Source organism: Geodermatophilus sp. SYSU D00779, from assembly GCF_054050595.1.
Genome location: NZ_JBJGZQ010000012.1, coordinates 50278 through 63709 on the forward strand (window position 1 = coordinate 50278; position 13432 = coordinate 63709).

Below are 13432 nucleotides of genomic sequence, written 5' to 3' on the forward strand. Positions count from 1 at the left end.
CGCGTCCCGCCCGCCGGCGCCCGGCGGGCGGGACGCGCCATCGGACAGGGGGACCGATGACCCGCACGCTCGTCCGCGGGCTCTCCGAGCTCGCGGTCACCGCCGGCGCGGTGCTGCTGCTCTTCGTCGTCTACGAGGTCTGGGTGACCGACCTCTCCAGCGACCGGGCGCAGGACCGGGTCGCCGAGGAGCTCCGCGAGGACTGGACGACCGGCACGCCCGATCCCGAGCCCGACCTCGGCCAGGCCTTCGCCTTCGTGCACGTCCCGCGCTTCGGCGCGGACTGGACCCGCGCCGTGGTCGAGGGGACCGACCCGGACGAGCTCGAGGACGGGCCCGGTCACTACGTCGGCTCCGCCATGCCCGGGGAGCGGGGCAACTTCGCGATGGCCGGCCACCGCGTCGGCCGTGGCAGCCCGTTCCTCGCCCTGGACCTGCTCGCGCCCGGTGACCCGGTCGTCGTGGAGACCGTGGACGCGTGGCACGTCTACCGGGTGACGACGACGACGATCGTGGACCCGAGCGAGAGCAGCGTCGTGGCGCCCACGCCCGGCGGGGCGGCGAACGGCGAGCCGACCGGCGCCTTCCTCACCATGACCACCTGCCACCCGAAGTTCTCCACCCGTGAGCGGCTCGTCGTGCACGGGGAGCTCGAGGACTCGGTCCCCAAGGCCGAGGCCCCGGACGGCCCCGCGGCCCTCGAGGAGGTCTGAGCCGTGTACCCCTGGATCTGGCGCCGCCTGCCCGGCCCGCTCGCGGTGCGGGTCACGACGGCGCTCGTGCTGGTGCTCGCCGCCGCGGCGCTGCTCCTCGTCGTCGTCTTCCCGGTGGCGTCCTCCCACCTGGAGTCCTGGACGTCCACGCTCTGAGGGGCGCCCGCGCACGACAGCGGGCGGGACCGGGAGGACCCGGTCCCGCCCGCTGTCGTCGGTCAGCGCTCCAGCGACGCGTACAGCGCCGTCTCGAACTCCAGGTAGCCGCCGAGGGAGGTGGCGTCCCCGAAGGGCAGGACCTGCGTCGCCCAGAAGCCGCCGTAGCCGTTCTCCCGGTCGATCCAGTAGAAGAGGTTGCCCAGTCCGGCCCAACCCTGTGCGCCCGCGGGTCGGCCGGTCGGCGCCCGCTCGTCGTTGACCATGAACGGCAGCGACCAGGACTTGGGCAGCCCGGGGAAGAACTCCGCGTCGTTGGACAGCGACGGGATGACCCCGGGCAGCATCCTCACCTCGAGGTCACCGAGGTGGTTCTGCACGGCCATCTGCACGGTCTCCGGCTCCAGGACGGCGCCGTCCTCCCCGCGGCCGTCGTCGAGCCACATGCGGATGAAGCGCATGTAGTCACCGACCGTGCCGTAGAGCCCGTGCCCGCCCATGTGCACCTGGGGCGGCTGGGGCAGGTCCCAGCCGTCCATCGGCGTCAGCGACCCGTCGTCGCCCCGGGCGTGCATCGTCGCTCGGCGCCCCTGCAGCCGGTCGTCCGGCTCGAACGTCGTCTCGGTCATCCCGAGGGGCTGGAAGATCCGCGCGGCGAAGACGTCGCCGAGCCGTTCTCCGACGACGCCCTCCACCACCTGGCCGGCCCAGTCGATGTTGCTGCCGTACTCCCATCGCTCGCCCGGGTCGAACAGCAGCGGGGTCCGCAGGCAGGCCTCGGTCGCGGCGATGATGCCGGGCTGCCCGTGCTCGCTGGCCAGCCGGTCGTAGTGCTCGTTGAAGAAGTCGTAGCCGAAGCCGCCGGTGTGGGTGAGCAGGTGCTTGGTGGTGACCTCCCGCTTCGGGTCGCGCAGTCGGGGTGAGCCGTCGTCGTCGAACCCGTCGAGCACCTTGAGCGCGCCGATCGCCGGTGCGTACGTCCGGGCGGGGGCATCGAGGTCCAGCCGCCCCTCCTCCACGAGTTGCAGGACGGCGGTGGCGGTGACGGCCTTGGTGGTGGAGAACAGGGCGAAGACCGTGTCGGTGGTCATGGGGACGTCTCCGCCGATGCGGCGGGCGCCGGCGGTCCCCTCGTAGACGTTGCCCTCGCGGTCGGTCGCCATGGCGACCACCCCCGCGACCGGGGCGTCGCCCCCGACCGCGCGCCCGAGGATCGCGTCGGCCTCCTGGCTGAAGCTCTCTGTCACCTGTGTCGTCTGCGTCATCGCAGCCCCTCGTGGGTCGGTGGGACGGTGCGCCGGCGGATCCAGCACCCCGGAGGGTGTCAGCGGTCCCGGGACCGGGCCAGCCGACAGCGGCCACCTCCCCCGCACTCCTCCCGGATGGCCCCGACGCCGCCGGCACGGGACGACACCCGCCGGGGCTCGCCGGGCACGTCGGAGCCCGGGCACCAGGACGTCGTCCGGAGGAGCAGGTCGGCCGCCGGCGCCGCTGTCGTGCCGGGCGGGAGGACGCGCAGCAGGCGTCGGCTCAGGCGGCCAGCGCGGGCTCGCGGTCGCCGGCGGCCACGAGGGCGGCGTAGCGGCCACCGCGGGCGACGAGCTCGTCGTGCGTGCCGCTCTCGACCACCCGGCCGGCGTCGAGGACGGCGATCCGGTCGGCGTGCCGCACGGTGGACAGCCGGTGCGCGATGGTGATCGTCGTCCGGCCCCGGCTGGCCTCGTCGAGCGCGGCCTGCACGGCCCGCTCGGTGCCGGTGTCCAGGGCGCTGGTGGCCTCGTCGAGCACCAGCACGCGCGGGTCGCGCAGCAGCGTCCGGGCGATGGCCAGCCGCTGCTTCTCCCCGCCGGAGAACCGGTGCCCGCGGGCGCCGACGACGGTGTCGTAGCCGTCGGGCAGCGCGGCGATCACGTCGTGCACCTGGGCGCGGCGGGCGGCGTCCTCGAGTTCGGCGTCGGTCGCGTCGGGGCGGGCGTGCCGCAGGTTCTCCCGCACGGTCGTGTGCAGGAGGTAGGTCTCCTGCGCGACGACCCCGACCACCCGCGACAGCGTGGCCAGCGAGAGGTCGCGCAGGTCGACGCCGTCGATCGCCACCCGGCCCGCGGTCGGGTCGGCCAGCCGGGCGACCAGCGAGGCCAGCGTGCTCTTGCCCGAGCCGGTCTCCCCCACCAGCGCCGTCGTCGTCCCGGCGGGGACGGTCAGGTGCACGTCGGCCAGCGCCGGCCGGTGCCCGTCCGGATAGGTGAACGAGACGCCCTCCAGCGCCACGTCGCCGCGCACGCGGGCCGGGTCCAGCGGCACCGGGTCGGCCGGGTCGTCGACCTCCACCGGCAGGTCGAGGTACTCGAACACCCGGCTGAACAGCGCCATCGAGGCGGTCACCTGCACGCCGACGTCCAGCAGGCCCATGAGCGGGCGGAACAGCGTGCCCTGCAGGGCGGTGAAGGCGACCAGCGTGCCGATCGTCATCCCGCCGGAGGTCGCCGGCAGGCCCGCCGCCAGGTAGATCAAGGCCGGGATGCCGGCGAAGACGATGCTCATCGTGGCCATCCGCCACCGCCCGGCCAGCTGCGCGCGGACCTCGAGGCCGACGAGGTCCGCGGAGGTCTCCGAGAAGCGCCGCGACTGGGCGGGACCGGCACCGAGGGTCTTGCCGAGCAGCACGCCGCTGACGCTGAGCCCCTCCTCGACCTGGGCGTGCAGGTCGGCCAGGTGGCGCTGGCGCTGGGCGGTGACCGTCCGCCGCATCCGCGCGACCTTGCGGGTGAGCACCACCGCCGGCGGCAGCACGAGCAGCGAGAGCAGCGACAGCCGCCACGACAGCGCGACCATCGCCACGACCGTGCCGACGACGGTGGTCGCGTTGGACGCCAGGGACGTCGCCGTCGAGGTCACCACCGACTGCATGCCGGCGATGTCGTGGGTCAGCCGCGACTGCACCTCGCCGCCGCGCGTGCGGGTGAAGAAGCCCAGCGACTGGCGCTGCAGGTGGCTGAACACCGAGGTCCGCAGGCCGTGCATGACCCGCTGCCCGACCGTCGTCGACACCCAGGTCTGCACCACGCCGAGGACGGCGGTGGTGGCGGCGACGGCGAGCATGCCGAGGACCGCCCAGACCAGCAGCCGCACGTCCTGCCGCGGCAGCGCCTCGTCGATGACGAGCTTGACGAGGAACGGCGTCGCCAGCGCCACCACGGACGAGGCGACGATGAGCACCACGACCGCGGCGACCTGCCAGCGGAAGGGTGCGAACAGCGCGGTCACCCGGCGCAGCGGCACCGGGTTGCGCTCGAGCTGGGCCCGGTCGGCCGGATCGACGGTGCGGCCCGGCCGCCCGCCTGGTCCTCTGGAGTCGTCGATGACGACCACCTCCCGTGTCGGATACTGAGGCTACCTCATGGTGAGGGAACCACGAGGTGACCGGTAGGATTCCCGGCATGCCGGACGACGACGCCGAGGCCCTGGGCGAGCTGCTCGTGCGGGTCACCCGCGGGCAGCGCCGGCGGTGGCGGGAGGCGCTGGCGCCCTGGGACCTCTCCCCCCACCACGTCCGCGCGCTGCGGGTGGTCACCGATCGGTCCGGCGTCCGCCTCTCCGAGCTCGCCGAGGCGCTGCACATCGCGCCGCGCTCGGCCACCGAGGTCGCCGACGCGCTGCAGGCCCGCGGCCTGGTCGAGCGGACGCCCCACCCCAGCGACCGGCGGGCGGTCGTGCTCACGCCCACCGAGGAGGGACGGCGGGTGCAGGCCGAGATCGCCGCCGCCCGCGCCGCCGACAACCGCGACCTGTTCGCCCGGCTGGACGCCGACGACCGCGCCACCCTGGCCCGGATCCTGCGCACCCTCGCCGGGGAGTGAGTCAGTCGCGGTCTGCCCCCGGCGCCGGCCGCAACTGCTGGGCCAGCATCGAGATGGAGGTCGCCAGCAGGCCGACGCCGGTGAGGATGGAGACGACCGTGGAGAGCGTGCCCGCCGCGGTCACCGGCGCGAGGTCGCCGAGCCCGACGGTGGCCGGGGTCGTCGCGCTGAAGTAGAGGGCGTCGAGCCAGGACCAGCCCTCGGTCGACGTGCAGGAGACGGTCCCACCGACGAGCTGGAGTACCAGCAGCAGCGCCAACGCGCGCCCGTTCGGCTGCCTGACGAGCAGCACCACCTCCCGCACCAGCCGGTATGCCTGGAGGAAGGGACCCACCATCCGTGCAGGGTCGTCCCGGACGGCCACCCGGGGCCAGCCTCCACGTCCCGGGACCGGCGTCCGGCCGCGCGTCGCACCTCCCACGGCAGGCAGCCGGGCTGCGACGATCAGAGCGTGAGCGACCCGGTGCACCCCGACGAGCTGCGCGTGTCGGACCCCGAGCGGGCCGCCGTCCAGGAGCGCCTGCGCCGCGCCGTCGCTGCGGGGCAGCTCGACCTGCACGAGTTCGATGCCCGCGTGCAGTCGGTCTGGGCCGCGCGCACTCGCGGCGACCTGTCCCGGGTGACCCGCGACCTGCCCGAGCCGCCACCGGCGCCGCCGCCTCCGCCGCCGCCCGGTCAGCGGTTCTCCGACGACGACGCCGGCACCGCGATGCGGGTGCTGACGATCATCTGGGCGAGCGCGACCGCGGTGAACTTCGTGGTGTGGGGGCTAGTCTCGTTCACCAGCGAGGGAGGCGTGTACCCCTGGTGGATCTGGCTGTCGGTCCCCGGCGCCGCCCTGCTCGTCCTGTACGTCGTCGGCATCGGCCGGCCCCGACGCTGACGCGTCGTCCCCGGGTCACCGCGCCGGTGGCCGTCCCCGGACCGCCCCGGCCGGGGCGCGTCGCGCGGCGGCCGCCCGCGCGGCGTCCAGCGTGCCGACGGGGTTGGTCAGGGTCCCGACGTGCTCGACGGTCACCTCCACCTGGTCCCCCTCGAGCAGCGTGAAGTCCAGACCCGGCACGATCCCGGTCCCGGTGGAGAGCACCGCGCCGGCGGGGAAGTCCTGCGCCGCCACCAGGTGTGCGACGAGTTCGGCCACCGACCGGCGCATCCGGGCGGTCGACGTCGCCCCCTCGAACACCGTCTCCCCCGCGCGGCTCACCCGGACCTCGATGCCGAGCCGGGACGGGTCGGGCACCTCCCACGCCGGCCGGATCCCGGCGGCGAGCGCGCAGCTCCCGGCATAGACCTTGGCCTGGGGCAGGTAGAGCGGGTTCTCCCCCTCGATGTCGCGGGAGGAGACGTCGTCGCAGACGGTGTAGCCGAACACCTCCCCGGTCGCCGTGACGACGGCCGCCAGTTCCGGCTCGGGCACCGTCACCGCGGAGTCGGGCCGGACGGCGATCGGCTCACCATCGGTGACCACCCGCCAGGCGACGGACTTGAAGAAGAGCTCGGGCCGGTCGGCGGCGTAGACCCGGGAGTAGACGTCCTGGCTCTGGCTCTCCTCGACGCGCGCGTCCATCGACCGCTCGTAGGTCACGCCCGAGGCCCAGACCTCGGTCAGCCCGTCGACCGGCGGGAGCAGCCGGACCGCGCCCACCGGGACGGCCGGCTCACCGACCGCAGCCTCCACCGCGGACCTGGCGGCAGCCACGTCCCTGCCCAGCAGCTCGGCCACCGAGCCCACGGCCGGCACGGGCCGCACGGCACCGTCGTGGAGGACGCCGACGAGCACCTCCCCGTCCGCCTCGTAGCGGACCACGTGCGTCATCGGCCGTCTCCCTCCTCCAGCCAGCCGAGGATCTCCTCGTCGTGCTGCCCGAGCAACGGCGGCGCGCCGTGCCCCTGCCGGCCGGCCGGGGCGCCGGCCAGGGTCTCCAGCCGCAGCGGGGGTCCGGGCAGCTGCACGGTGCCGAGCGTGGGGTGCTCGACGTCGATGACCAGACCCTGGCTGAGGGTCTGCTCCCACGTGTAGACCTCGTCCAGCGTGCGGACCCTGCCCGAGGGCACGCCGGCTCCGGCCAGGAGGGCCAGCCACTCCTCGGCCGGCCGGGTGGCGAGCCGCTCCTCCATGGCCTCGACCAGCTCCGGCCGGTGCGCCACCCGGTCGCGGCCCGTGGCGAACCGCGGGTCGGCGGTGTCGAGGCCGAGGACGGCCGCCATGGCGCGCCACTGGGCGTCGTTGCCGACGGCCACCTGGATGATCCCGTCCCGCGCGCGGAAGGCGCCGTAGGGAGCGATGGCCGGGTGGTGGTTGCCGGTCGCGTGCGGGACCTCCTCCGCCACGGTCCACCGGGTGCCCTGGAAGGCGTGCACGCCGACGATCGCGGCGAGCAGGGACGTCCGGACCACGGTCCCGCGGCCGGTCCGGGCCCGCTCGGCGAGCGCGGCGGCCACCCCGAACGCGCCGTACATGCCGGCCAGCAGGTCGCCGATCGGCACGCCGACCCGGGTGGGCTGCTCCGGCGAGGGCCCGGTGAGGGACATCAGCCCGGCCTCCCCCTGGGCGATCTGGTCGTAGCCTGCGCGCCCGCCCTCCGGTCCGTCGTGCCCGAAGCCGCTGATGGACAGGACCACCAGGCCGGGGTTGAGCTCCTCGAGCCGGGCCATGCCGAAGCCGAGCCGGTCGAGCACCCCGGGCCGGAAGTTCTCCACGAGTACGTCGGCCCGCTCCAGCAGCCGGGTGAGCGCCCCGCGCCCGGTCTCGGACTTCAGGTCCAGCTGCAGCGACTCCTTGTTGCGGTTGGCCGACAGGAAGTAGGTCGACACCGGGTCGTCCTCCGGGCCGACGAACGGCGGCCCCCAGGACCGGGAGTCGTCGCCGGTCCCGGGCGTCTCGACCTTGATGACCCGGGCGCCCATGTCGCCGAGCATCATCGTGGCCTGCGGTCCGGCCAGCGCCCGCGACAGGTCGACGACGAGGGTGCCGGCCAACGGGCCGGTGGCGGACGGGTCCGTCACCGGCCCTGCCAGACCACGGGCTGCTTGGTCGCGAACGCGGCGACCGCCGAGTGGAAGTCCTCGCTGGCGAAGACCCGGCTGACGATGTCGTCCCCGTCGGGCAGAGCGGCACGGCGGATGCGGCGGACCGCCTCCTTCGCCGCCCACATGCTCAGCGGCGCGTGCCCGAGCAGCGTGGTCACGACGGCGTCCGTGGCGGTGTCGAGATCCTCCTCGGCGCACAGCTCGGCGACGAACCCCGCGGCGGCCGCCTCCTCGCCGGTGAACAGCCGCGCCCGCAGCAGCATGTCCAGCGTCCGCGCCGGGCCGAGGTGGCTCAGCAGCAGCGAGTAGTTGTTCATCGAGAGGCAGTTGCCCAGGGTCCGCGCGATGGGGATGCCGAAGCGAGCCGAGGGCGTGGCGATCCGCAGGTCGCAGACCGAGGCGATGCCCAGGCCGCCACCGACGCAGAAGCCCCGGATGGCCGCGACGGTCGGGACGTCGACGTCCTCCAGCCGGTTGACGATCCGGGCGATCTTCTCCTCGTACGCGACGCCCTCCGAGCCCTCGCGGAAGTCGGCGAACTGGCCGATGTCCGTGCCGGCCACGAACGCCTTGTCCCCCGCCCCCTTCAGGACGAGGACCCGGACGTCGTCGTCGGCGTCGGCCTTCTCGCAGGCCTCGTAGAGGCCCTCGTACATCCCCCAGGTCATCGCGTTGCGCTGGCGGGGGCGGTTGAACGTGACGGTCAGGACGCCGCCGTCCTGGGTGACGAGCAGCTCTGGTTCATCCACGGGTGGAGCCCTCCGGGGTGCTGTCGGCGGAGTCGGACCGCCGGGAACGGGTGGTGGCACGGCGCCGCAGCAGCCGGGCCATGATGCTCGGCGCGGCGAGCTGGAGGATGGCGATCACCATCACCGCCAGGGCGAGCGGGCGGGTGAAGACGATGAGCAGGTCGCCGTCGCCGATCGCCGAGGTCTGGACCAGCGCCTTCTCGAACAACGGGCCGAGCACGAGGCCGAGGACCAGCGGAGCCATGGGCAGGTCCAGCCGCTTCATGACGTAGCCGATGATGCCGAAGACCAGCACCACCCAGACGCTGTACATGCCGTTGGTGATGGAGTACGCGCCGACCAGGCTGGTCAGCAGGATCAGCGGGTACATGTAGCCGTAGGGCACGCGCAGGAGCTGCGCGAACACCGGGGCCAGCGGCAGGTTGAGGACCAGCAGGATCACGTTGCCGATGAAGAAGGACGCCAGCAGACCCCAGACGAGGTCGGGCTGCTCGTCGAACAGCAGCGGGCCCGGCTGGATGCCGTAGATCAGGAATGCGCCCAGGAGGACGGCCGTGGTCGCGCCCCCCGGGATGCCCAGGGTCAGGGTGGGCACGAAGTTGGCGTTGGCCGCCGCGTTGTTGGCCGCCTCCGGAGCGGCCACGCCCTCGATCGCGCCCGTGCCGAACTCCTTGCCCCGCTTGGAGACCCGCTTCTCGATGCCGTAGGCCATGAACGAGGCCAGGGTCGAGCCGGCACCGGGCAGGATGCCGAAGAGGAAGCCGAGGAAGCTCCCCCGCACGATGGGTCCCCCGGACCGGCGGAGGTCCTCACGGCTGATCATCAGCTCCCTGAACCCGGCACGGATCGGCGCCGCGGCCCCCTGCCGGATCTGGTACAGCACCTCGCCCACCGCGAACAGGCCGATCATGACCTCGACGAACGGGATGCCGCTGAGCAGGTAGATGGACCCGAAGGTGAACCGGGACGTCCCGCTGCCGGGGTCGACGCCGACGGTCGCGATCAGCAGCCCGACCAGCGCCATCAGCAGCCCCAGCACCCGGTTGTCGCCGGCGAAGCTGATGATCGTGGCGAGGCCGAGGATCATCACGGCCAGCATCTCCGGCGGACCGAAGTCCAGCGCGAACTCCGCGAAGGGCGGCGCCAGCGCCACGAGCAGGGCGAGCGAGATGATCGCCGCGACGAAGGACCCGATCGCCGCGATGGACAGGGCCGCACCCGCCCGCCCCTGCCGCGCCATCTGGTAGCCGTCGAGCGTGGTGACCACGCTCGACGCCTCACCGGGCGTGGAGATGAGGACCGAGGTGATGGTCCCGCCGTACTGCGAGCCGTAGTAGATGCCCGCCAGCATGATCAGGCCGGTCACCGGCTCGAGGGAGAGCGTCAGCGGCAGCAGCACCGCGACGCCGGTGGTCGACCCGAGACCCGGCAGGACGCCGATGACGGTGCCGACCAGCACGCCGACGAAGCACCAGAGCAGGTTCTCGAGGCTCAGCGCGGTCGAGAAGCCGAGGACGAGGTTGTCGAGCACGTCAGCCTCCGATGCCGATCAGCCCGGTGGGCAGCGGCACGCCCAGGAAACCGACGAAGACGCCGTAGACCGCCGCGACCGCCAGGAACGACACGATCAGGGAGGGCAGCCAGGCCCGCCGCTCCACCACCGCGGAGACGAACACCGACAGGACGAAGAGGGATCCGAGGAGCCCGAGCAGCGGGACGAGCAGGGCCGCCACGACGAGCGCGGCGCTGACCGTCCACAGCTGGCGGTTCCGCTGCTCGGGCGTGCGCCCGAAGATGTCCACGTCATCCGGACCGGGGCCGGAACCGGGGATCTGGACCGGGCCGCCGTCCGGGGACATGGAGCCGGACCCACCGGCGGGGACACCCCCCGGGGTGGCGCTCCCCGACGAGGTGCCGCCCTGGGGGGCGTCCACCGCGGCAGCGGCGACGACCTCCGCCAGCCCGCGGTCGTGCGGGGTCCGGCGACCGCGCAGGGTCCCGAACAGCTCCCAGCCGGCGATGAGCGCGACCAGACCGCCGACCACCGCGGGCACGAGGCCGGGTCCGACGCGGGACTCCTCGAGGAAGAGCCCGTAGTCGAGAGCCATGACGAGTGCGCCGAGGCCGAGGGCGGTGAGCAGGCCGTACACGACGGCCTGCTCGACCGCGATGCCCCGCCTGGCCGGGGGCGTGCTCATCCGGCCAGGACCTGCTTCAGCAGCTCGTTGTTGCCCTCGAGGTACTCGACGAACTCGTCACCGGCAGCCGTGTTGGCCTGCAGGTAGTTCTCCTCGATGTACTTCCGGTACTCGTCGGTCTGGACCGCGGCCTCCATGGTCTCGATCCAGAACTGGCGGGCCGCCTCGTCGATGCCGCCGGGTGCGAGCACGCCGCGGAACTGGGCGAAGGCGACGTCGATGCCCTGCTCCCCGGCCGTCGGGATGTCGGCCAGCTCCTCGTAGTCGGCGTAGCGCTCCTCGGAGAAGGCGCACAGCGCCTTGACCTCGCCGGCCTCGAGCTGGCCGATGATCTCGCCCGGGTTGAGCGAGGCGATGTCGATCTGGCCGCCGAGCAGCGCGGCGGTCAGCTCGCCGCCGGACTCGAAGGGCACCCGGTCGAACTCGACGCCGGTCTGCTGCTCGGTGAGCGTGAAGACGATGTTGTCCAGGCCGGTGATGCCGCTGATGCCGGCGGTGACCCGCTCGGCCTTGGCGGCCTCGACGACGTCGGTGCAGGTCTGGTACGGGCTGTCGGCGTTGACGATCATGAGGGTGTAGTCGTCGCCCAGCTTCATGATCGGCGTGAAGTCGGTGTAGTCGAACTCGACCTCACCGCTGATCGGCAGGGCCAGCAGGGCCGTCTCGGTGGCGAGCAGGGTCTCCGCGTCGCCGGCCTGACCGAGGAAGGCCGAGTAGCCGACGGCACCGGAGCCACCCTCGCGGTTCTCGACGTTGACGTTCACGTCTCCGTTGGCCGCCTCGATCATGGTGGCGGTCGCGCGGCCGGCGAGGTCGCTGCCGCCACCGGCGCCGAACGGCACGATCATCGTGACGTCGCCGCGCGGCGTGAACCCGCCGCCGCCGGCCGAGCCACCACCGGACTCGGCACCGCCACAGGCGGCGAGGGACAGGGCCAGGACCGAGGTCGTGGCCAGGACGGCGGAACGCGTGCGCTTCACATGAACTCCTCGTCGGATGGGACGGATCGGGTGGCGCGGGATCACCGGAGCTGCTCGGCCTTGGCCGCGAGCCGGCCCTCGAACGAGGGCAGGTCGACGACGAACCGCTCGTGCGTGCCGTGGCCGATCAGTTCCTCGTCGTCCTCGACGCGGATGTCGAACAGGACGCGGCGACGGTCGACCTCGGTCACGGTGGCGGTCGCCCGCACGGTCTGGCCCCGCAGCGTCGGGGCGATGTGCGCGACGTCGACCTTGCTGCCCACGCTGGCCTGGTCGTCCCGGAGGTGCGGGGCCAGGCCCTCGATCGCAGCCTCCTCCAGCAGGAGGACGAGGTTGGGCGTCGAGAAGATGTCGTACTCACCGCGGCGGGTGCAGTGCTCGGCCTCGACGGTGCGCTCCAGGACGCCCTGGACACCGGGTTCGAGTGTGCTGGTCATGCGAGGGCTCCTCAGAGGGGTCGGTCGTCGGCGGGGAGCGGGGCGAGGTCGGGGGCGGCCGCCACGGTGTGGGCCGGGTCGGCGGCGACCCCGGACTCGATGAGCGCGTCGATCTCGGCGGGCGGGATCTCCGCCCACTCGAGGGCCGCGCGGGTCCCGGTCCCCAGCTGGGGACCGGCGCTGTCCTGACGGGCAGGGGTGCGCGAGAGGCGCATGGGCGACCCGAGCTGGCGGATCGGCCCCAGGGTCGGGTGCGGGGCGTCCCAGAAGTAGCCGCGCTGGTCCAGGTGCTCGTCGGTGAAGACCTGGCCGTAGTCCGCGATCGGGGCGCACGGCACGCCCGCCCCGTCGAGCGCGGCCACGACCTCGGCGGTGGTCCGGGTGGTGGTGACCGCCTCGATCGCGGGGATGAGGGTGTCGCGGTGGCCGTGCCGCGTGGAGGCGTCGGCGTAGCGCTCGTCGTCGAGCAGCTCCTCGAGGCCCAGGGCCGTGCACAGCCCCTTCCAGGTCTTCGGGGTGACGGCGCCGACGGTGACGTGGCCGTCGGCGGTCCGCACCGCCTGGTAGGGCGCCGTGCTCTGGTGCGCCGACCCCAGGGGGCGGCCCACCTCACCGGTGGCGAAGTACTTGCCGGCCTCCCAGATGGCGAACGAGACGCCGCTCTCCAGCAGGGACACGTCCAGGTACTGGCCCTCGCCGGAGCGGTCGCGCTCCTTGAGCGCGGCGGTCACCCCGAGGGCGACGTACATGGCGCAGACCAGGTCGCAGATCGGGACGCCGATCTTGACCGGGTCGCCGTCCGGGGTCCCGGTGATGCTCATCAGCCCACCGCGGGCCTGGGCCATGATGTCCAGCCCCGGCAGCGCTGCCAGCGGGCCGTCCTGGCCCCAGCCCGACGCCGAGGCGTAGACGATCCGGGGGTTGACCTCGCGGATCGCCTCGTAGCCGAAGCCGAGCCCCCGCATCGCCCCGGGCCGGAGGTTCTCCACCAGGACGTCGGCCCGTGCGGCCAGTCGGAGGAACGCCTGCTTGCCCTCGGGGGACTTGAGGTCCAGCGCCACCGACTCCTTGTTCCGGTTGAGCCGCACGAAGGGCGAGCTCTCACCGTCGAGGAAGGGGCCGGTCGCCCGGACCGGGTCGCCGCCGGTCGGGTTCTCGACCTTGAGGACCCGGGCGCCGAGATCCGCCAGCTGCATCGTGGCGAAGGGGGCGGCCATGAAGGCGCCCACCTCGAGCACCGTCACGCCGGCCAGCGGGCCACCTGTTCCGACCGCCATCCGCAGCCTCCGTTCCGAAGTTCCGGCGCTGCAGG

15 protein-coding genes are annotated in these 13432 nt (G+C 73.5%); 4 read left to right on the top strand and 11 right to left on the bottom strand.

The genetic code is table 11. The features are described from left to right. The first annotated feature begins 56 nt into the window (after nucleotides 1–56). Together ACI79G_RS11440 and ACI79G_RS11445 are read left to right on the top strand one after the other, a co-directional pair. Entirely contained in the window at nucleotides 57–713 is a 657-nt protein-coding gene (locus tag ACI79G_RS11440; protein ID WP_456881247.1) for a class E sortase, read from the top strand. A 3-nt stretch (nucleotides 714–716) separates the two neighbouring features. Next, nucleotides 717–869, top strand: coding sequence for a hypothetical protein (locus ACI79G_RS11445; RefSeq protein WP_456881248.1), 153 nt, complete (start codon nucleotides 717–719; stop codon nucleotides 867–869). Nucleotides 870–931: 62 nt separating this feature from the next. Here the strand turns inward: ACI79G_RS11445 and ACI79G_RS11450 are convergent, their stop codons facing one another. Beyond that, the gene (locus ACI79G_RS11450; RefSeq protein WP_456881249.1) at nucleotides 932–2134 is read right to left on the bottom strand and encodes a serine hydrolase domain-containing protein; all 1203 of its coding nucleotides are present in this window, start codon (nucleotides 2132–2134) and stop codon (nucleotides 932–934) included. A gap of 265 nt (nucleotides 2135–2399) precedes the next feature. Next, nucleotides 2400–4238, bottom strand: coding sequence for an ABC transporter ATP-binding protein (locus ACI79G_RS11455; RefSeq protein ID WP_456881250.1), 1839 nt, complete (start codon nucleotides 4236–4238; stop codon nucleotides 2400–2402). 68 nt (nucleotides 4239–4306) lie between these two features. On the opposite strand from ACI79G_RS11455, the gene ACI79G_RS11460 reads away from it, so the two are divergent. Continuing rightward, a complete protein-coding gene (locus ACI79G_RS11460; RefSeq protein WP_456881251.1) occupies nucleotides 4307–4726 on the top strand; it encodes a MarR family winged helix-turn-helix transcriptional regulator in 420 nt (139 codons plus the stop codon). A 1-nt stretch (nucleotide 4727) separates the two neighbouring features. Here ACI79G_RS11460 and ACI79G_RS11465 read toward each other — a convergent pair whose 3' ends face one another. Beyond that, entirely contained in the window at nucleotides 4728–5063 is a 336-nt protein-coding gene (locus ACI79G_RS11465; protein ID WP_456881252.1) for a potassium channel family protein, read from the bottom strand. A 114-nt stretch (nucleotides 5064–5177) separates the two neighbouring features. Here ACI79G_RS11465 and ACI79G_RS11470 point away from each other — a divergent pair, with 114 nt between their 5' ends. Continuing rightward, on the top strand, nucleotides 5178–5609 hold the full coding sequence (locus ACI79G_RS11470) for a DUF1707 SHOCT-like domain-containing protein (RefSeq protein WP_456881253.1): 432 nt from the start codon (nucleotides 5178–5180) through the stop codon (nucleotides 5607–5609). 15 nt (nucleotides 5610–5624) lie between these two features. Here ACI79G_RS11470 and ACI79G_RS11475 read toward each other — a convergent pair whose 3' ends face one another. Genes ACI79G_RS11475 through ACI79G_RS11510 form a run of 8 tightly spaced genes read right to left on the bottom strand, consistent with a single transcriptional unit; the run spans nucleotide 5625 to nucleotide 13397 of the window. Beyond that, nucleotides 5625–6542, bottom strand: coding sequence for a fumarylacetoacetate hydrolase family protein (locus ACI79G_RS11475; RefSeq protein ID WP_456881254.1), 918 nt, complete (start codon nucleotides 6540–6542; stop codon nucleotides 5625–5627). Then, nucleotides 6539–7732, bottom strand: coding sequence for a CaiB/BaiF CoA transferase family protein (locus tag ACI79G_RS11480; protein WP_456881255.1), 1194 nt, complete (start codon nucleotides 7730–7732; stop codon nucleotides 6539–6541). The genes ACI79G_RS11475 and ACI79G_RS11480 overlap by 4 nt, the downstream gene beginning before the upstream one ends. Next, nucleotides 7729–8505 (bottom strand): enoyl-CoA hydratase/isomerase family protein, encoded by a 777-nt coding sequence (locus ACI79G_RS11485; protein WP_456881256.1) that lies wholly within the window; start codon nucleotides 8503–8505, stop codon nucleotides 7729–7731. The genes ACI79G_RS11480 and ACI79G_RS11485 overlap by 4 nt, the downstream gene beginning before the upstream one ends. Next, nucleotides 8498–10036: a tripartite tricarboxylate transporter permease gene (locus ACI79G_RS11490; RefSeq protein WP_456881257.1), complete on the bottom strand. Its 1539-nt coding sequence runs from the start codon at nucleotides 10034–10036 to the stop codon at nucleotides 8498–8500. The genes ACI79G_RS11485 and ACI79G_RS11490 overlap by 8 nt, the downstream gene beginning before the upstream one ends. Nucleotide 10037: 1 nt before the next feature. Continuing rightward, nucleotides 10038–10703, bottom strand: a complete 666-nt coding sequence (locus ACI79G_RS11495; protein ID WP_456881258.1) for a tripartite tricarboxylate transporter TctB family protein — start codon at nucleotides 10701–10703, stop codon at nucleotides 10038–10040. Continuing rightward, nucleotides 10700–11683 carry a tripartite tricarboxylate transporter substrate binding protein gene (locus ACI79G_RS11500; protein WP_456881259.1) on the bottom strand — a complete coding sequence of 328 codons (984 nt, stop codon included), beginning with the start codon at nucleotides 11681–11683 and terminating at the stop codon, nucleotides 10700–10702. Before ACI79G_RS11500 ends, ACI79G_RS11495 begins: the two co-directional genes overlap by 4 nt. A 41-nt stretch (nucleotides 11684–11724) precedes the next feature. Continuing rightward, complete coding sequence (locus ACI79G_RS11505; protein WP_456881260.1) at nucleotides 11725–12120, bottom strand: thioesterase family protein; 396 nt, start codon at nucleotides 12118–12120, stop codon at nucleotides 11725–11727. Nucleotides 12121–12131: 11 nt separating this feature from the next. After that, nucleotides 12132–13397 carry a CaiB/BaiF CoA transferase family protein gene (locus ACI79G_RS11510; protein WP_456881261.1) on the bottom strand — a complete coding sequence of 422 codons (1266 nt, stop codon included), beginning with the start codon at nucleotides 13395–13397 and terminating at the stop codon, nucleotides 12132–12134. Between the last annotated feature and the right edge of the window lie 35 nt (nucleotides 13398–13432).